Origin of the sequence: Chitinophaga arvensicola (genome assembly GCF_900110835.1) — a bacterium.
In the GTDB taxonomy this organism is placed as follows: Bacteria; Bacteroidota; Bacteroidia; order Chitinophagales; family Chitinophagaceae; genus Chitinophaga; species Chitinophaga arvensicola.
In genome coordinates, this window is the sequence record NZ_FOJG01000002.1 from 3,322,978 (window position 1) to 3,340,790 (window position 17,813).

The 17,813-nt window shown below is 46.0% G+C and carries 20 protein-coding genes; 8 read left to right on the top strand and 12 right to left on the bottom strand.

What is annotated here, in order from left to right; genetic code table 11:
• Positions 1–228: 228 nt before the first annotated feature.
• The gene (locus BMW79_RS30430) at positions 229–1,416 is read right to left on the bottom strand and encodes a phosphotransferase enzyme family protein (RefSeq protein ID WP_089902449.1); all 1,188 of its coding nucleotides are present in this window, start codon (positions 1,414–1,416) and stop codon (positions 229–231) included.
• Positions 1,317–2,216, bottom strand: coding sequence for a sugar phosphate nucleotidyltransferase (locus BMW79_RS30435; protein WP_089902452.1), 900 nt, complete (start codon positions 2,214–2,216; stop codon positions 1,317–1,319). The genes BMW79_RS30430 and BMW79_RS30435 overlap by 100 nt, the downstream gene beginning before the upstream one ends.
• 131 nt (positions 2,217–2,347) lie before the next feature.
• On the opposite strand from BMW79_RS30435, the gene BMW79_RS30440 reads away from it, so the two are divergent.
• From BMW79_RS30440 to BMW79_RS30450, 3 genes are all read left to right on the top strand, one after another.
• Positions 2,348–3,688, top strand: coding sequence for an alpha-L-fucosidase (locus BMW79_RS30440; RefSeq protein WP_089902455.1), 1,341 nt, complete (start codon positions 2,348–2,350; stop codon positions 3,686–3,688).
• Between the two features lie 80 nt (positions 3,689–3,768).
• Positions 3,769–4,668, top strand: coding sequence for a 1-aminocyclopropane-1-carboxylate deaminase/D-cysteine desulfhydrase (locus BMW79_RS30445; RefSeq protein WP_218150481.1), 900 nt, complete (start codon positions 3,769–3,771; stop codon positions 4,666–4,668).
• A 112-nt stretch (positions 4,669–4,780) separates the two neighbouring features.
• Positions 4,781–5,467: a hypothetical protein gene (locus BMW79_RS30450; protein ID WP_143059303.1), complete on the top strand. Its 687-nt coding sequence runs from the start codon at positions 4,781–4,783 to the stop codon at positions 5,465–5,467.
• Between the two features lie 66 nt (positions 5,468–5,533).
• Here the strand turns inward: BMW79_RS30450 and lipB are convergent, their stop codons facing one another.
• The gene (gene lipB, locus BMW79_RS30455) at positions 5,534–6,247 is read right to left on the bottom strand and encodes a lipoyl(octanoyl) transferase LipB (RefSeq protein WP_245752745.1); all 714 of its coding nucleotides are present in this window, start codon (positions 6,245–6,247) and stop codon (positions 5,534–5,536) included.
• 111 nt (positions 6,248–6,358) lie between these two features.
• Between lipB and BMW79_RS30460 the strand changes: the two genes are divergently transcribed.
• The 5 genes from BMW79_RS30460 to BMW79_RS30480 all read left to right on the top strand — a co-directional run bounded on the left by BMW79_RS30460 (position 6,359) and on the right by BMW79_RS30480 (position 11,014).
• Positions 6,359–7,432: an RluA family pseudouridine synthase gene (locus BMW79_RS30460; RefSeq protein WP_089902461.1), complete on the top strand. Its 1,074-nt coding sequence runs from the start codon at positions 6,359–6,361 to the stop codon at positions 7,430–7,432.
• A 146-nt stretch (positions 7,433–7,578) separates the two neighbouring features.
• Entirely contained in the window at positions 7,579–9,252 is a 1,674-nt protein-coding gene (locus BMW79_RS30465) for a T9SS type B sorting domain-containing protein (protein ID WP_089902464.1), read from the top strand.
• Between the two features lie 42 nt (positions 9,253–9,294).
• Entirely contained in the window at positions 9,295–10,110 is an 816-nt protein-coding gene (locus tag BMW79_RS30470; RefSeq protein ID WP_089902467.1) for a helix-turn-helix domain-containing protein, read from the top strand.
• A gap of 73 nt (positions 10,111–10,183) precedes the next feature.
• The gene (locus BMW79_RS30475; protein ID WP_089902471.1) at positions 10,184–10,558 is read left to right on the top strand and encodes a VOC family protein; all 375 of its coding nucleotides are present in this window, start codon (positions 10,184–10,186) and stop codon (positions 10,556–10,558) included.
• Positions 10,559–10,645: 87 nt separating this feature from the next.
• A complete protein-coding gene (locus tag BMW79_RS30480) occupies positions 10,646–11,014 on the top strand; it encodes a TfoX/Sxy family protein (RefSeq protein WP_089902474.1) in 369 nt (122 codons plus the stop codon).
• A gap of 23 nt (positions 11,015–11,037) precedes the next feature.
• Here the strand turns inward: BMW79_RS30480 and BMW79_RS30485 are convergent, their stop codons facing one another.
• The 9 genes from BMW79_RS30485 to BMW79_RS30525 form a co-directional block, all read right to left on the bottom strand.
• Positions 11,038–11,994 (bottom strand): hypothetical protein, encoded by a 957-nt coding sequence (locus tag BMW79_RS30485; protein WP_089902477.1) that lies wholly within the window; start codon positions 11,992–11,994, stop codon positions 11,038–11,040.
• Between the two features lie 120 nt (positions 11,995–12,114).
• On the bottom strand, positions 12,115–12,918 hold the full coding sequence (locus tag BMW79_RS30490) for an anti-sigma factor (RefSeq protein ID WP_089902480.1): 804 nt from the start codon (positions 12,916–12,918) through the stop codon (positions 12,115–12,117).
• A gap of 60 nt (positions 12,919–12,978) precedes the next feature.
• Positions 12,979–13,530 (bottom strand): RNA polymerase sigma factor, encoded by a 552-nt coding sequence (locus BMW79_RS30495; RefSeq protein WP_089902483.1) that lies wholly within the window; start codon positions 13,528–13,530, stop codon positions 12,979–12,981.
• Between the two features lie 201 nt (positions 13,531–13,731).
• Positions 13,732–14,655 carry an anti-sigma factor gene (locus tag BMW79_RS30500; RefSeq protein WP_089902486.1) on the bottom strand — a complete coding sequence of 308 codons (924 nt, stop codon included), beginning with the start codon at positions 14,653–14,655 and terminating at the stop codon, positions 13,732–13,734.
• A 12-nt stretch (positions 14,656–14,667) separates the two neighbouring features.
• A complete protein-coding gene (locus BMW79_RS30505) occupies positions 14,668–15,219 on the bottom strand; it encodes an RNA polymerase sigma factor (protein WP_089902489.1) in 552 nt (183 codons plus the stop codon).
• Positions 15,220–15,290: 71 nt separating this feature from the next.
• Complete coding sequence (def, locus tag BMW79_RS30510; RefSeq protein WP_089902491.1) at positions 15,291–15,869, bottom strand: peptide deformylase; 579 nt, start codon at positions 15,867–15,869, stop codon at positions 15,291–15,293.
• Positions 15,870–15,959: 90 nt separating this feature from the next.
• Positions 15,960–16,373 carry a Holliday junction resolvase RuvX gene (gene ruvX / locus BMW79_RS30515; protein ID WP_089902494.1) on the bottom strand — a complete coding sequence of 138 codons (414 nt, stop codon included), beginning with the start codon at positions 16,371–16,373 and terminating at the stop codon, positions 15,960–15,962.
• An 18-nt stretch (positions 16,374–16,391) separates the two neighbouring features.
• Positions 16,392–17,264: a UbiA-like polyprenyltransferase gene (locus BMW79_RS30520; RefSeq protein WP_089902498.1), complete on the bottom strand. Its 873-nt coding sequence runs from the start codon at positions 17,262–17,264 to the stop codon at positions 16,392–16,394.
• Positions 17,265–17,276: 12 nt separating this feature from the next.
• On the bottom strand, positions 17,277–17,810 hold the full coding sequence (locus BMW79_RS30525; RefSeq protein ID WP_177192393.1) for an RNA methyltransferase: 534 nt from the start codon (positions 17,808–17,810) through the stop codon (positions 17,277–17,279).
• Positions 17,811–17,813: the final 3 nt, after the last annotated feature.

Genomic DNA, 17,813 nt, shown 5'->3' on the forward strand with positions numbered 1-17,813 from the left:
CGTAAAAAATTAATCACATTAAGGGTTTTTGAAAATATTTAAAAAAACTTGACAATAGTTGCGCGTTTTCTAATCAAACTGCTTTATCGTTATAAATTAATCTACTGATTTTGTGTACAAAAGACGCGGATCGGGTCGTTTTGGGGTATAAAAAAGCCCCGGTGCGGAAAGCACCGGGGCTAAATGATTTCATTTCATTTACTGTTCACGTTCTAAAAATGATTTCATTTACTGTTCACTTGTTACATTGACGTGCAGGCACTTATCGATAATGTCCTGCAGTACGGTTTCTTTTTCCATGAGCCTTTGCAGTAAAACCAGCTGATTTTTTGCCCGGTCATAGTTGTGTGTCGGATACTTGATGGGATAATAGACATCACCGTTCAGATAATCGGTAAGGAATCGTATCCCCTGCATGTAGATCATGAACTTCCCGGCAAAGAACAGTTGTTCTTTTTCTACTTTTGTCAAAGTACCGCCAATCTCTGCGAGATACCCCTGCATAAGGGCTTCGTAGTATTCTTCGCGGATAACGATCTGGCTGAAATCTTTCTCTTCTTCTGATACCGGGCAAACATAGGTACGAACCATGTCGCCGAGATCCGAGATGATTTTTCCGGGCATCAGGGTATCCAGGTCGCAAACACATATACCTTCATAAGTATCCTTGTTGAGCAATACGTTATTGATTTTGGTATCGTGGTGCATCAGATGGTCCCTGAATTCGGGATTTGTTTTCAGTTGTTCATACGTTACAGCGATGTCAGAATAGCGGAGGAAATCTTCAATCATCTCTTCTGCTGCAGCTTTCCTGTCTTCCTTTGCCGTCCGGATGGCTTCCTGGAAAGCGCTGTACCGTAGGGTCAGGTTGTGAAAGTTGGGAATAGAGGCTTTAAACGGCTTCAGGTCAATCCCCGAAAGGTAACTGGCAAGGCGGCCAAACTGTCTGGCTGCTTCATATGCCTGCTTTGGGTTGTCGGCCTGATCTACCGTTACGGAATCCGCAATAAAAGGGATCAATCTCCAGTATTCATTGTCAATTACAAAGAGCTCTTCCCCATTAACCGTGGGAATCGGCGTAATAAACAGATAGCCGGGATGATGAACTGCCAGATAATCTGCTGCCATTCTCTGATTGGCGGCGATTACTCCTGGTTCCTTAAATACGTTTACATTGATCTTTTGTAAAACGTACCTACTGCCGTCCTGCTTCTTTTCTAACAAAAAAGTGTTGTTGATGTGTCCTGATCCAAATTTTCGGACATTTAATCCTTCAGGCTCAAGTCCGAAAGCCTGAAGGATCCTGTTGTTGGGTTTTATTTCCATAAATTGTCTGGATATTCTCCATTCGCAACCAGCGCCGACAAGCTGGCCTGCACACCCGGTGCATCTTCCTTGTAAGTAACACCAAACCATTTTGCACTGGTTGGGATTACTTTTACCTCACCAATTTTACGGCGGGTAAATTCATCGGCAACAATCGTAATAAAGAACTCTGACTTAGGATTGTCGATGCTTTTATCCAGGAATTCATTGAACAGGCTTTGGCTCAGTTCAAATACGCTCGGATGGAAGCCCCAGAAGTTCATGGATACCGGCGTATCGGCAGATAACGGATGTTTGCTGCCATCTGCTTCTTCATAAACGATCTGGTCGTTGTCCTTATAGATCTTTGTTCTTTCGTTGATAGCAGCAAGATTGCCACCACTCACTTCGCATACACCGCGGGATACAGAACCGTGCTCACTGATTGTTTTGCCCAGTTCATAACCTACCACGCTGTATAAATTTGGACTGCATTCATTTTTCAGGAAGTCAGCCATCTTTACAAATGCGTCGGTACCATAGAAGTCATCCGCGTTGATCACCGCAAATGGTTCATTGATAGCGTTTTTTGCGCAAAGGACTGCATGTGCGGTACCCCATGGCTTGGTCCTGTCGGCAGGAACCTGATGGTCACCTAAAAATGCATCCATTTCCTGGTATACATAATCAACAGCCACGCGGCCTTTGAGCTTCGGTTCAAAGATTTCTTTGAAGTCCGCTGCAAAATTCTCGCGGATGATGAACACTATTTTTCCAAAACCGGCGCTGATAGCGTCGTGAATAGAGTAGTCAATGATAGTTTCACCGCTGGGGCCAAATTCCTGGATTTGCTTTAAACTGCCGTAGCGGCTGGCCATACCGGCCGCCAAAATCAATAAAGTCGGTTGCATTTTTCTGATATTAGTTTTATAAGTGTCAACTATTTACCTAAAAATATCGGCGTTAAATTTAATCATTAAAACTATTTTCACACTTTCTTTTTGTGGACAATGCCTTTTTTAAAGATTAATTAAACCGAACAATGAAGCGATTATTAGTGCTGGGAGCCTTTGCCATGCAGCTTATGAGTACTGCTGAGGCACAACAGAAAACCAATCCGGAAGACATTAAAGAAAAGATGCAATGGTTTGCCGACGCCAAGCTGGGCATTTTTATCCATTGGGGCATTTATTCTGTCAACGGGATCGATGAGTCCTGGTCTTTCCACAACAAAAAAATAGCTTACCCTGATTATATGCAGCAGCTCAAAGGCTTTACTGCAAATAATTACAACCCGCAAGCCTGGGCCGACCTCATCAAAGAATCCGGCGCCCGCTATGCGGTAATGACCACCAAACACCACGATGGCGTGGCCCTGTGGGACAGCAAGTACAGTAAACTGGATGTTGCTAACAGTACACCCGCTAAAAGAGATGTGCTCACTCCGTTCTACGCGGCTTTGCGGCGCGATAGTATCAAATGTGGTGCCTACTTTTCCCTGATCGACTGGAGCCACAACGATTATCCGCAGTTTCTGAAAGACAGCAACCGCTATGATATCAAGGTTCATCCTGAAAAATGGCAGCGCTTCTTAAAGTTCTACGAAGGACAGATGGAAGAAGTGATGACGAAGTTTAACCCGGACCTGTGGTGGTTCGACGGCGACTGGGAACATTCTGCCGAAGAATGGGAAGCCCCTAAAATGCGTAAAATGCTCACCACCCATAACCCGAATACCATTATCAATGGCCGCCTACAAGGCTATGGCGACTATGAAACCCCGGAACAGAATTTCCCGGTGTCCCGTCCGAAGTACCACTGGTGGGAACTCTGCATGACCATCAACAACAACTGGGGATGGCAGCCACAGGACACCAACTGGAAAACACCTTTCGAAATCATCACCATTTTTGTGGATGCAGTTGCCAACGGCGGTAACCTTCTGCTCGATATCGGTCCCAAAGCCGATGGTACTATCCCCGAAGAAGAAGTACATATGCTGAAAGAACTCGGCGCCTGGAACCAACGCAACGGAGAAGGGATCTTCAATACCATCGGTGGTATCCCACAGGGCCACTTCTACGGACCTACCACGATGTCTAAAGATTCCAGTACCCTGTACCTCTTCCTGCCCGCCAGAACCAGCGGCCCCGTAATGGTGAAAGGCCTTTCCAATAAAATTGAAAGCATCACCGTTTTGGGTAACGGCAGCCAGCTGACCCACAAAGTTGTAGGCAAAATTTCCTGGAGCCCGGTACCAGGCCTGGTTTACATCGATGTACCGGAAAACGTACAGGATAAGTATGTAACCGTACTGAAAGTAAAACTCGATAAGGCCGTGAAACTGTACAGGGGCCAGGGCGGTTTCCTCACCAATGATTAATAAATACTGTTTTTAATTATATTCGGGGAGATGAAAGCCGCAACAGGCATTCATCTCCCCGGTCTTTTACCCGAATGCACATGCTCTCATACGACAATATCACACTGGATACTTTTCAGACGAGCTGGCTGCCAGCACAGCTATCGGCAGCTATGCTGCGGCTGGACAAGATACATCCGGAGGTGTCGGGGAACAAATGGTTTAAGCTGAAATACAATATAGCAGCGGCGACAGCCGATCATTGTAATGGTATCCTCACTTTTGGTGGTGCCTATTCCAACCATATTGCCGCTACTGCCGTTGCCTGTAAAGAAGCCGGGCTGGCGTGTATGGGCATTATCCGGGGACAGGAGCATGACGGTCATCTCAATCATACGCTGCAAACGGCGGAAGATAATGGAATGGGGCTGGTATTCGTCACGCGGGAAGATTATCGTAACAACATCACCCGGAAAACATATGAAGCATTATTTCCTGATTACCACGTAGTACCGGAAGGCGGCCATAACGCCCTGGGCGCCAAAGGTTGTGAAGACATCCTTTCCATTCACCCTACGGCCCACTATACCCACATCCTTTGTGCGGTAGGCACCGGCACCACCCTGGCGGGTCTCATCAACAGCGCCGCCCCGCACCAGCACATCACCGGCATAGCTGTGCTGAAAGGCGCAGCATACCTGGAGGAGGAAGTCGCCTCGCTTTTACATCTCCCGCAGGAAAACAGGCCGCAATGGCAACTACTCCACGATCACCACCTCGGAGGATATGCGAAGAAAACACCTGCACTTATAGATTTTATCAATACTTTTTATACCGAAACCGGCATCCCTACAGATATTATTTATACCGGTAAACTGGTAATGGCCTTTCATCATCTGGCCCAGCAGGGCTATTTCCCGACAGGCAGCAGGATTTTATTAATACATACCGGCGGCCTCCAGGGCAATCTTTCCCTCCCCCCCGGCGTTCTATCCTTTTAAAAACAGTTCATTATATTTGAACGGTAGTGTATTTTTGCCAACTTTAAGAGCTCACGGAATAATCAGTATGAAGCAGTTTGTGCGTATAACTTTTGTTATTGGAATTTTTTTATTGACCGCATTCACAGGAAAAGCTCAGTCAGAAGAGTTTGTCCCTCCTGTACTGCCCAATTTCACCGCCTCCATTAAAACCGGTAAAATACAGCTCGACTGGATCTCCGGTTTTACACAGGTGAAAGAAATAGGCGTTCAGCGGTCGCTCGACAGCGTACTGAACTTTAATACCATCGGCTACGCCAGCTACCCTACACAAACCAGGAACGCTTATCTCGATAATAAACCTTTACCAGGCAGCAACTATTACCGCCTGTTCATCCTTTTCACCAATGGCCGCTTCATGTACAGTAAAACCATACTGGCCGTGTCCGACAGCTCCATCCGGGCCGATATGAAACTGCAGTATGCGGATATCAAAGACGCCGCGAAAGGACTCAGAGGCCGGGAGCAGGAAAATAAGGAGCCGGAAAGAGTATCCTGGCATCCTTCCAACTATATCTACACCACTGCCGATGGCAATGTGAATATCAAATTACCCGATGCCCTGCAAAAGAAATATTCGGTGAAGTTCTACGAAGCCAATGGCACCTTCCTGTTTGATATAGACCAGATCAAAGGCCCCTCTCTCATCCTGGAAAAGGCCATATTCCTGCATGCAGGCTGGTTCAACTTCGAAATATTTGAAGAAGGCAAACTGAAAGAGAAATGGAACCTCTTCATTCCATTGAACTATAAAATGTAAAGCAACATAAAAAGCGAAGGCCCATATGGAGTTCCATATGGGCCTTCGCTTTTTATGTTTACAGGATCAGGAAACCATCTCCGCTTCAAACACTTCTCCGAAATGCCTGCTTAGCTTCGCTTTCACCTCATCCAGGTTTACCGTATGTCCTACCTCTGTATCGAGTGAAGCCACTTTCTTATCTGCAATGCCGCAGGCGATAATGTTATTGAAATAATCCATCAGGGTATTTACATTCAGGGCAAAACCGTGCATGGTTACCCAGCGGCTGCAACGTACGCCCATGGCGCATATCTTACGGGCTTTGGTTTTATCGTGCGGGTCCAGCCATACACCGGTTTCTCCGGCAGAGCGGTCGCCAGTAACGCCATATTCCGCCAGCGTGCGGATAATCACCTCTTCCAGGCAACGCAGGTATTTACCGATATCTGTAAAGAAATTTTCCAGGTCCATGATAGGATATCCGACCAGCTGGCCCGGTCCGTGAAAAGTAATATCACCGCCCCGGTTGGTAGGTACAAAGCCAATACCCCGCTCCTGCAGCTCCTGTTCCGAAATCAGCAGGTTTTCCATATGCCCGCTTTTACCGATGGTGTATACCGGCGGATGTTCACAAAACAGCAGGTAGTTGGTGGTGGGCTTCGGGGCCTGATCGGCCGACCTGGACTTCAACTGCACATTTTCCTTCAACAACTGCTCCTGGTAGTCCCAGGCTGCCTGGTAGTCTATCACGCCGAGGTCTTTCACTACAATCTGTTGCTTTCCTTTATCCATGATCATGTTGGTCTTTTCAGCTGCGCAAAGGTACGCCAATTCGCTGTGATACGGAACATTTGACCGAAGGGCTGCTAAACTGCCAACTAAACTTTACCTTTGCAAAAAATTATATTAATGGCTGAAGAATTGCTGGAACTGGAAGATGAGCTGGACAACGGTGATGGCAGTGAGGAATTGTATGAGAAAATTAATATGGTGGTAGACAAAGGTCAGGAACCCATCCGTATTGATAAATTCCTTACCAACCGGATAGAAGGCGCCACCCGCAATAAGATACAACAAGCCCTGGATGGCGAAATGGTATTGGTGAACGATAAACCCGTAAAATCCAATTACAAGATCAGGCCACTGGACAGGATCGTTGTGTTTTCCAACCGGAACCCGGAAAATACCGATATCATCCCACAGGAGCTTCCACTGAATATTGTATACGAGGACGACGATATTATGATCATCGACAAACCCGCCGGCCTGGTAGTACACCCCGGCTGCGGTAACCGCGATGGTACGCTGGTAAACGGTTTATCCTGGTACCTGGGCGATAAAACCCAGGCTACTGAACCGGAAATCCCACGCTTTGGGCTGGTACACCGGATCGATAAAAATACCAGCGGATTGCTCGTGATCGCCAAATCCGATAAGGCGATGAACGACCTTGCCAAACAATTCTTTGATCACACCGTGCATCGCCGCTACATTGCGCTGGTATGGGGTGATTTTGAAGAAGACGAAGGCACCGTAGTAGCCCACGTAGGCCGCCACCAGCGCCTGCGCAAGATCATGGACGCCTATCCGGATGGAGAATATGGTAAAGAAGCCATTACCCACTACCGGGTACTGGAGAGATTCAACTATGTAACCATGGTGGAATGCAGACTGGAAACCGGCCGCACCCACCAGATCCGTGTGCACATGCAGCATATCGGCCACTCTCTCTTCAACGATGAAACCTACGGTGGTAACCGCATCGTGAAAGGAACGGTCTATACCAAATACAAACAGTTTGTAGATAACTGTTTCACTATTATGCCACGCCATGCCCTGCACGCGCAACAACTGGGCTTTATACATCCCCGCACCCGCGAACAGATGTACTTTGAAAGTGCCCTGCCTTCCGATTTTACTTCCGTACTGGAAAAGTGGAAAAGATATATCGCCGCAAGACCACTAAAAGACGAGGAAATATAGTGATAACGCGGGTTTTGTCTTACTCCCGCAGCAAGACAAAATCCGCCGTTACTTCCCCCCAATAATTCTTATCATAAAATTCATTCTTTTTATTACAAATATTCTACATGTTTAGGTTATCTTAGCAGCAATTACCATGTCAATACATGAGAGACCAAATATCTGATTGCTATCGCTTTTTATTCCTGATACCGGTATTGCTGGTATGCTGCCTGTGCAGCAACACTGCCAGCGCCCAGCGAACACCTTTTGCCGTATCCTCTACCTGTGTGAATGATACTTCCTATTTCCTGATCATCAATCCCAATGGCATTGATTCCGTAAAATGGTACTTTGGAGATCCCCTCACCGGCGTGAAAGACACGTCCAAAAATGTAGTGGCGTATCACATCTATAACAGCATCGGCACTTATACCGTTACCCTCATTGCCTGGCGCAATGGTGTACCGGATACCAATACACAACCCGTCACCATCGTTACACCAGTACCTTTCTTCGATCTCGGGCCGCAGGACATTACCCTCTGCGAAGGCGGCACTATGACGCTGAGCGCCCCGGTGATACCCGGCGCCACTTACCTGTGGCAGGACAGCTCCACCAATTCCAGTATTCTTGTGGATACTTCGGGTACCTACAAAGTGAAAATAAATGGCTGTCCGAACCCCGACTCGGTGAATATCTTCTATACTCCTATCCCTACCATCAACCTGGGAAAGGATCTCATTTTATGCACCGGCGAAAATATTATGCTCGATGCCACAGCGCAGAACTGTACTTACCTCTGGCAGGATGGCAGCACAGAGCCTAATCTTAATGTGACCACCTCCGGCACTTATCATGTAGATGTATTTCCGAAAGGTTGTGCCACCGTATCAGACGATATCACCATTACTTTTACCGGCCCGGCTTACCCGTTTTCACTGGGCCCGGATACCCTGCTTTGCCCTGGTGAAACCATCCGCATCGCACCCAATATTCCTACAGCCACCAAATGGGAATGGAGTACCGGCGCCACTACACCGGCAGTCACCATCCGCAATACCACCAACCTCTGGGCATTGGTGGAAATCAATAATACCTGCAGTGTAGTAGATACTATTTTCATTAATTACAACCGCCTGAAAAAACTGAACCTCGGCAATGATACCGCAATCTGTAAAGGCAACTTCCTGGTGCTGACCGCCGATTTCGGGAACGGGAAATACCTGTGGCAGGACGGCTCGGACCAGGCCACCTATTACGTAACCAAACCCGGCTATTATTATGTGCATGCGCAGATAGGACGATGTGAATCGACCGACAGTATCTCTGTGCGCTATGAAGATACCCTGCGTGTAAACCTGGGTCCGGATACCCTGCTCTGCAGAAATGAAGTATTCCAGCTACGCGCTACCGGCGCCCAGGGCGGCATCTACAAATGGCAGGACAGTACCAGCACCCCGATGTATACCGTTACAAGGCCAGGCATATATGCGATGGTAGCGTACAACAGCTGTGGCAAATCCGTGGATTCCATAGAAGTAAAATACCACGACTGCGAATGCCAGCTATACTTCCCTACTGCATTTACACCCAATGGCGATGGACGGAATGATTATTTCCGGCCGGTCTACCGGTGTCCCATATACGATTATGTGATGAGTATTTACAACCGCTGGGGGGAACGGATCTTTTATACCACCGATCCGCAGGTGGGCTGGAATGGCCGTATCAATGGCACTTTAGCGGATGTGGCAACTTATGTATGGATAGTAGATTATAAAGAAGTACTGACCCGTTTTCCTGTGCATAAAACGGGGACGATCACGCTGGTGAATTAAGATAAAATACTTTACATTCAATCCGTGCGCAAATGATCATCCATGAAACATCAGATATTTGAACCGGATCCTGACTTAGCAGCGTTTGTCAAATGTTACTGGACACTGGAAAGTCCAAAAGAAAAAACACCTGCCAGGAATACGATTGTTCCGGATGGTTGTATGAAATTGATTTTTCATTATGGGGATGAATACCAACATTACACCAGTGATGGAAACAGTATTATGCTGCCTAAATGTTTTTTAATAGGCCAGTTAACCCAACCTTATGAGGTGGCGCCCACAGGAGAAACAGGCACTTTCTTCGTTTGCTTTTATCCGGATGGTTTTTTACCGTTTACATCTCTCCCGATAAAAGAAATGGAAAACACCGCCATTCCCCTGGAACAGCTGTTTGGAAAAAACGGACAGGAAACAGGACAACAAATTTTAAATGCCGACAGCACTTCAGAAAGAATCCATATTATTGAGCATTTTTTATTTAACCTGTTAACGGAGAAAGCACATGTTGATTACATCGTAAAATCGACCGTGGAAACTATGCTGACAGCAAACGGGCAACTTTCTGTGAGTGAGCTTTCCAGGCAAAGCCAGGTAAACCGCAGGCAGTTGGAACGCCGGTTCTCCTCAACAATCGGATTAAGTCCGAAACAGCTTTCAAAAACTATCAGACTTCAGGCTACACTCAAAATACTGCTTACCCAGGAAGTGACTACCCTTACTGGTTTAGCCTATGAAAGCAGGTATTACGACCAGGCACATTTTATCAAGGATTTTAAAGAGTTTACCGGTATAACACCAAAAGAATTTTATGGCGATCAACTGAAAATGTCGCTGATCTTCGACAGCATCGATTAGCCGTGTCGCATTTTTACAATTTTAAGTTTCCAGCTCCCTGCAACTTTGCTACTGTAACTTAAAATAAGTAAATATGAAAAATGTAAATCCCGTTTGTTGGTTCGACATCCATGTATCCAACCTGGCACGTGCAAAAAAATTCTACGAAACGGTTTTCAATATTCAGCTTGTAGACCTTCCTGAGAAGTGGGGTAAACAATCGGCTTTCCCTTCGGACTATGAAGGCCTGAATATTTCCGGCGCGCTGGTAGAGCAGGAAAACAGGGCTGCGCAAGGAAATAACACCATCATTTATTTCGCTTCAGCAGATTGTGTTACTGAAGAAAGCCGGGTAGAAAAAGCCAATGGAAAGGTCATTCAGCCTAAAACTTCCATCGGGGAATTTGGATTTATTTCGATACTGACAGACACAGAAGGGAATACTATCGGCATTCATTCAAGAAAATAATACGAAGCACTTACAGGCGACGCAAAAGTATCCGGGACATGGATTGCTGTCGCCTGTGACTTTATTTATCATCTATCATAAAATAATATGGCTTACAACAGCAAACTGGCAGACAGGGTCAGGGCTTATCTTGCGGAAATCGTTTCCACAGAAATCACCGAAAAAGAAATGTTTAGTGTGCTGAATTTTATGGTTAACGGGAAAACCTGCGTTTGTGTAAGCGGCGACAAATTAATGTTGCGTTTCGATCCTGAACTGCAGGAAGCACTCGCAGAAAAAAATGGTTATGAAACCATGTTGATGAAAGGGAAAGAATATAAAGGTTATTGCTATATAAACCCGGAGGGATTTAAGTCCGTAAAAGAATTTGAGTATTACATAAACATCTGCGTAGCATACAATAAGATATCAAAAGCATCCGGCAAACCGAAAAAAGGAAAAGCCGGAAAACAATAATAAGCTTGCCAGAAACATACTATTTACTCCGCAGCTCCTGTGAAATTGAGGAATTTTGCCGCAAATACAGCTGTTTCCCGTTTTTTGAAAGGCACATTCCAGGTACCATTGTAGGTAACCAGTGCGGGGATGAGGAGGCCATTGTACTTTGTCATCTGCACATTCATTTTCACATTAAAGTCGAACAGCATTGTTTTATAGGAAAGGGCATATTTACGGCCTACGATCTCGAAGTTTTCCTTATTGAACCAAGTAATCAGTTCATCGATCACTACATCTGCCCGGTCGATCCGGTTCAGGTTGGGCTTTGTTTTGGCGGTAAACACATAACAGGGGGTACCATCCACATAATTTTGTGCGCTGATGGAGAAGTCGTAAAAGCGCATCACTTCACTGTTGAAGATGGCTACTTTGGGGCCTACGATGGGAACGCCTCGGATGGGTTTACCGGGATTGAAGATCAGTTGTTTCAGCTGTGATTTGTGCCGGGCGAGGCTACCGCTGGAGCGGTCGGGATCTTCCCCGGATTCGTCCGTGCATACGGTTCCTTTGGTAAAGAACAGGTTAGCGTATAATTCAGCAGTGTAGTAGTTATAATTTCCTTTACGGGTGTAGAAGTCGCCGGTTACTTTTTCGTTGGACACCTGCATGGTGCGGCATTTCCCTTTCAGTTCCTGGTGGGTTTGATTAAAAAGGGAGGCTTGTACCTGTGCATTCTTACCAAGTACCTGGATATCGTTGATGGCATCGAAGCCAACGATGTGGAGGTTTTTAAAGGCGCGGTAGAAGGTGGTGTCATCTTCCACCCTTTTAATAAAGCTATTAACGTCGAAGCCCACACGCTTTGCTGCTACAATCACTTCATCCAGGTTTACCGTCATTCCTTTATAGCGGGCGGTGTCCTGAGCGGACAGGGTTAAACACTGTAACAAGCTGAGGGCAATGGTTCCGGCTACTATACTTTTCCATACATGTGACATAGCTGCAATTTAAGAAAAAAGCATTTAGTGGATGTTAGACAAATGCTAAAAACAAAAAGCTGCTGTAAGTTGGACTTACAACAGCTTTTTGTTTTTTCTTAAAGGGGAAGTCCCTTTTTATCAACCGGGAATTTTTCCGGCTACATACATTTGTTCCATCGTAGGTTGCAGCGCACCACCTTTTTTCTCCAGGGTAACAGCAAACATTTGTGCTTTGCCGGTTACTTTCATTTTCTGGAGGAGGCTGGCGGTATCACCCATTTCGAACACGCCCATATCAACTGGTTTGCCATCTACGATAGCCCAGAGTTGATACTGTTTGTCGGTAGTAGGTTCTGGCAGTTTGTTTACTTTCAGATATACTTCCTGACTCTGCGGGTTCCAGAATACAGTGGCTAATGCTTCAGGGAACGCTTTGGTACCTGGCATCGGCACTTTCAGTACTTTAGGATCCTGGATAATTTCCATGGATTCCTGCATTTGTTCTAAGCGGGTTTTGTAAAGATTGCTCTTTGACAAAATGGAGTTCTGGGATACGAGTAAAGACTGGTATTTGTCTTTATACTCCCTGAATTCTTTGTACCGGTTGAAGAACACATAGTTTAGAACAAGACTTCCCACCAGCAGCACGGCGGCGGCGGTGGCAAGCCATTTCCAGGATAGGCTTTTAGTTTCTTGCATGGACACTACTTTTGGTTGTTGCAGGTGTTGATCGGGTACAGGTTCACCCTCCTGCAAATTGGGTTCGTTATTTATTTTGTTGAATAAACTGGTTTTTATATCCGCCTCCGGAGTCCTTCCCTGCAACCTGATATACTCTTCCATATTGCGGCGGTAGGCTTCTACCTCTGCTGCCACAGCCGGGAATTGGGCCATAGCAGCTTCCAGCTCGCGAACTTCTTCCTCGCTAGCGATGCCTGCCATATAAAGCTCAATAATTCCGGACGATATGAAATGTTGTGGGTCCACTATTGCAAAAAATATTTACTTGTTTAAAATGTTTCTTAATTGAGTAATGGCATTTCGCATCCTGGTCTTTACCGTACCCAAAGGAATCTCCATCACCCGGGAAATTTCTTCCTGGGTACAACCTTTGTAATACGCTAAATCTATCAGGGTACGCTGTTCTTTAGTCAGCTTTTCAAGGATCCGGGAAAATCCCAGGTAGTCGGTCGATGGCTGAACGGTTGAAAGTCCGTTGTTGACTAAATGTACGTCATCCGTTAAATTCTGGATTTTTTGTTCCAACTTATGGGATTTTGAACGTAGAATATCAATCGCTGTGTTTCTTGCAATGTTGAGCATCCAGGTAAAAAGACGTCCTTTACTTTCATCGTAACGATCCAGGTGGCGCCAGATCTTCAGGAATACATCCTGCAATACATCTCCGGCAGCACTATCGTCGTTCAGTACTTTCACGATCACACCATACAAAGCCGGTGAGTAATGGTCATACAAATAGCTGAATATTTTCTGGTCACGGTCTTTCAAACCTTGTACCAGCTCAGCTTCTGTATATGTAGCAGCGTATTCCAAAATAGATTGGATATATTTTATAGTATTAGAACAGTCGAATTAATTTCACAACATGACGAAACGGAACAAGATCCATCTATCAGCAGCTTTCACGGATAATTTTAAATAACAGTTGTGTGTGTGTCTTCTTTTACGGTTAAAACGGGGGTATTATAAAAGCAATATACTGATTTCTAATGATAAACAAAATACATCATACAACTATCTGGCGATTTTGGCAGACATACAAACCTGGTCCATGCTCGGATCGGGGCTGCCGCCTTTTTTCTCCAGCGTAATAGCAAAGCCCTGTGCCACGGTCATCGCTTTCATCTGTTGTAATTGTTGTGATACAGCTGCACCGGTTTCGAAAACGCCGGCGTCTACCAGTTTCTTATTTACGATAGCCCAGAGTTGGTATTGTTTGCCGGCAGGAGGTACAGGCATCAGCGTTGCCTGCAGGTATACACCCTGTGTACGCGCATTCCAGCCTACAGAAACTTCGTTGCCTGCATAAGCGCCACCACCGGTGATCTTCGTCCATTTAAAATCAGGATTGCTCAGCGGATCCACTTCTGCCAGGGCACTGCTGTCTGTTTTCTTCAGACTGGCCTGCGATTGTTGCGCTTTATCCGCTTCCAGCTTCTCTTTCGTAGCTATGAGGGATTTATAACGGCTTTTGTAATCGGTGGATTTCTGGAAGAAAAAGAAGTTCATGACCACGCTACCGATCAGCAACACTACAATGGCCGCTGTCAGGTATTTCCAGAGGCGGTCGTTGGAGGATGTTTTGGTAACGGGCAGTTGTTTTACCGGTGTTTCTTTGGGGGCTTTTTCCCGGCGGTGATATTTCCCGTTGGCGGGAGCTGCAGCGGGCGCACGCAGTTCATCCGGTAACAGGTTGTTTCCTTCAGGGGTATTCTCCAGACGGATGGCCTCCATCAGTCGTTCCTTGATACCCGCAGGAGGAGCAATAGCATACAGCTGTACAAACCTCTCCTTGTCCAGTTGCAGGGAACTTACTGCAGCTTTGACGTCGGGGTATTGTAATACGGCCGTTTCTACCTCACCCTGCTCTGTTTCCGGCAACATGCCGAATACGTAGCTTTCGAGGATTCCGGATGATATGTATCGTTGTACATCCACTAGTTCTTAAAATTACAATTGTTTTAAGAGTGTTCTCAATTGTATAATAGCATTGCGCATTCGGGTTTTAACGGTGCCCAATGGTATTTCAAGGGACCTGGCTATTTCTTCCTGGGTATGTCCCTTGAAATAAGCCATGTCAATAATAATGCGTTGATCTTTCTGCAACTTTTCTATCACCTTGGTTAAGCCCAGATGGTCGACCGACAGATGTACCGCCAGTTGCGGTTCATACATCAGTGCCACACTGTTTACATCCTGTACACGCTGTTCAAGTTTGTGATTTTTTGAGCGGAGACTGTCGATGGCGGTGTTGCGGGTAATATTCAGCATCCAGGTAAAAAGGCGGCCTTTAGAGGCATCATAGCGGTCAATATTCCGCCAGATCTTTACAAACACTTCCTGTAATACATCGCCTGCTGCTGCTTCTTCTCCTACTACTTTGAGGGCTACGCCATATAAAGCGGGTGAATAATGGTCATACAAATAAGTGAATATCTTTTCATCCCTGGCCAGCAGGCCCGAAATCAATTCAACTTCAGTGTATGTTAAGGTCGCTCCCAAGTTTGAGGATATGGATGTTATACTTTATGATACCAAAATAACAGGTTTTCTTTACATTACAAAATTATTTCCTATTTAGGGAAAGTCATTTTGTAGTCCACCCGTATTTTACCTTTTGTGATGTCTTCTAACTTACTTTTCAACATTCTGCGCTTCAATGGCTTCAGGTGGTCAATGAACAACACACCATCGATATGATCGTATTCGTGGAGGATTACACGGGCGGTTACACCAGTGAAAGTCCTTACATGCGGGGTGAAATTCTCGTCAACGTAGCTCAAGGTAACAGTTTCTGCGCGATTTACATCTTCACGGACCTTAGGAATACTTAAACAACCTTCGTTGTAAGCCCATTCCTTTCCACCGGTTTCTACAATATGCGCATTGATAAACACCTCTTTCACACCTTCATCACCAGGATAATCGTTCTTTTCGTCTTCTTCCAGGTTATGAATAATCTGTTCACTGTCTATTACAAACAGCCGGATCGCTTTATTGATCTGTGGTGCTGCAATGCCCACACCATTGGAACCGTACATGGTTTCCCACATATTGGCAATCAATTCCTTCAGGTTAGGATATTCAGGCGTGATATCTTCTGCTACTTTTCTCAATACCGGGTGCCCGTAAGCTACAATTGGCAAAATCATGTTCAAATACTTGGTTTAATCCGCAAAGATAGACAATTTCGGATGTTGTATAACTCCGGTGACAGTGATTATACAGATTAAGTAGATTTTTTATATTTTATTCCGGAGATATTCCTGTAACATAATAGTAGCAGCAATTTCATCTACCAGCGCTTTATTTTGCCGGTCCTTTTTCTTTAAACCGCTATCGATCATCGTCTGGAAAGCCATTTTGGAGGTAAAACGTTCGTCTACCTTCACTACCGGGATCTCGGGGAAATTCTTTTTAATGATGCGGATACACTCTTCCACCAGCGGCGTAGCGTGGGTAGCATTGCCATCCAGGTGTTTGGGTTCGCCAATGACGATCGTTTCCACTGGCTCTGCGGCAAAATATTTCTTCAGGAAAGGGATCAGGTCGTGTGTGGCAACGGTAGTTAAACCACTGGCAATCAATTGCATTGGATCTGTTACGGCCAGTCCGGTTCTCTTTTTTCCGTAATCAATTGCCATCAAACGGGCCATATTGTCAATATTTTTAAATTAAATCGCAGGAAAAACAAGCATATCTGTAATCGCAAACACCGCAAATACCACGCTCGCTATACCGTTGGTAGTCATAAACATGATATTGATCTTACTCAGATCGGAAGGTTTTACCAGCAGATGCTGCGATACCAGCATTACTACAAACACGACTGCCCCTATCCAGAAGATCCAGTGGAAATGACCGGTTAACCCGATGGTTACCACCAGCGCCGCAGCTATTACATGCAACAGTTCCGAGAAACGGAGCGCGCCTGAAAGGCCCAGCCAGGCTGGTATAGAGTTCAGGTGTTGGGATTTATCAAAATCCTCATCCTGCAGGGAATAAATAATGTCGAAACCGGATACCCAGCACAGTACCAGGAAAGATACCAGTACCGGCAGCAATGCAAACGCACCGGTTACCGCCAGGTAAGCGCCAATAGGCGCCAGCGACAGCCCTACTCCCAGCACCAGGTGGCACAATGCCGTAAAACGCTTGGTATAGCTATAACCCAGCACCACCAGCAACGCTACCGGCGACAGGAAAAAACAGATCGGGTTAATGAACCAGGTAGTGATAATAAACAGTACCACATTGGCAATAATAAAGAACAGGGCGTTTTTGGGAGAGATGATACCGGCAGGTATTTCTCTTTTCGCCGTACGTGGATTCAATTTGTCGATATCCACATCCAGCCAGCGGTTGAATGCCATGGCCGCACTGCGGGCAAATACCATACACAGCACCACCAGTCCGAAGGTAGCCCAGCTGAAACTGCCGCCCCCTTTGGTAGTGGCCATGAAATAGCCTGTCAGGGCAAAAGGCATCGCAAAGATGGTGTGGCTGAACTTTACCAGCGATAAATACTTGTTAACCGTAGAAATCATATCATTAGTTCTTTAAGCCTTCTTCAATTTTACAAAGATATCCCAAACCACAATACCGGTACTCACAGAAATATTCAGGGAATGCTTCATACCCAGCTGCGGAATTTCGATGCAGCCGTCCACGATCTTCATCACTTCTCCATCTACCCCGCTCACTTCATTACCGAACACCAGTGCCAGCGGCTTATCGGCCGATGGAACGAACGCGTCCAGCTGCTGGCTGTTTACCGCCTGCTCAATGGCCATTACCTGGTAACCGGCCGCCTGCAACTCCTGCACGGCGCTCATGGTGGTTTCGAAATACTGCCATTCCACGGTTTCGGTGGCACCCAACGCTGTCTTATTGATATCCCGGTGGGGCGGTACCGGCGTATAGCCGCATAAAATAATCCCCTGTACCAGGAAAGCATCTGCCGTACGGAATACGGATCCCACGTTGTGCATGCTGCGTATATTGTCCAATACCAGTACTATCGGCGTTTTATCGGCTGCCTTGAACTCTTCGACCGTTTTACGGCCCAGTTCATCCATGCTTAATTTTCTCATCAC

Bases quoted from the DNA above. Each gene is read 5' to 3' on its own strand.
- BMW79_RS30430 (WP_089902449.1), bottom strand. From the start codon at position 1,416: ATGGTTTGGTGTTACTTACAAGGAAGATGCACCGGGTGTGCAGGCCAG.
- BMW79_RS30440 (WP_089902455.1), top strand. From the start codon at position 2,348: ATGAAGCGATTATTAGTGCTGGGAGCCTTTGCCATGCAGCTTATGAGT.
- BMW79_RS30475 (WP_089902471.1), top strand. From the start codon at position 10,184: ATGAAAAATGTAAATCCCGTTTGTTGGTTCGACATCCATGTATCCAAC.
- lipB (WP_245752745.1), bottom strand. From the start codon at position 6,247: ATGATCATGGATAAAGGAAAGCAACAGATTGTAGTGAAAGACCTCGGC.
- BMW79_RS30445 (WP_218150481.1), top strand. From the start codon at position 3,769: ATGCTCTCATACGACAATATCACACTGGATACTTTTCAGACGAGCTGG.
- BMW79_RS30470 (WP_089902467.1), top strand. From the start codon at position 9,295: ATGAAACATCAGATATTTGAACCGGATCCTGACTTAGCAGCGTTTGTC.
- BMW79_RS30480 (WP_089902474.1), top strand. From the start codon at position 10,646: ATGGCTTACAACAGCAAACTGGCAGACAGGGTCAGGGCTTATCTTGCG.
- ruvX (WP_089902494.1), bottom strand. From the start codon at position 16,373: ATGGCCCGTTTGATGGCAATTGATTACGGAAAAAAGAGAACCGGACTG.
- BMW79_RS30435 (WP_089902452.1), bottom strand. From the start codon at position 2,216: ATGCAACCGACTTTATTGATTTTGGCGGCCGGTATGGCCAGCCGCTAC.
- BMW79_RS30525 (WP_177192393.1), bottom strand. From the start codon at position 17,810: ATGAGAAAATTAAGCATGGATGAACTGGGCCGTAAAACGGTCGAAGAG.
- BMW79_RS30485 (WP_089902477.1), bottom strand. From the start codon at position 11,994: ATGTCACATGTATGGAAAAGTATAGTAGCCGGAACCATTGCCCTCAGC.
- def (WP_089902491.1), bottom strand. From the start codon at position 15,869: ATGATTTTGCCAATTGTAGCTTACGGGCACCCGGTATTGAGAAAAGTA.
- BMW79_RS30490 (WP_089902480.1), bottom strand. From the start codon at position 12,918: ATGGCAGGCATCGCTAGCGAGGAAGAAGTTCGCGAGCTGGAAGCTGCT.
- BMW79_RS30465 (WP_089902464.1), top strand. From the start codon at position 7,579: ATGAGAGACCAAATATCTGATTGCTATCGCTTTTTATTCCTGATACCG.
- BMW79_RS30460 (WP_089902461.1), top strand. From the start codon at position 6,359: ATGGCTGAAGAATTGCTGGAACTGGAAGATGAGCTGGACAACGGTGAT.
- BMW79_RS30520 (WP_089902498.1), bottom strand. From the start codon at position 17,264: ATGATTTCTACGGTTAACAAGTATTTATCGCTGGTAAAGTTCAGCCAC.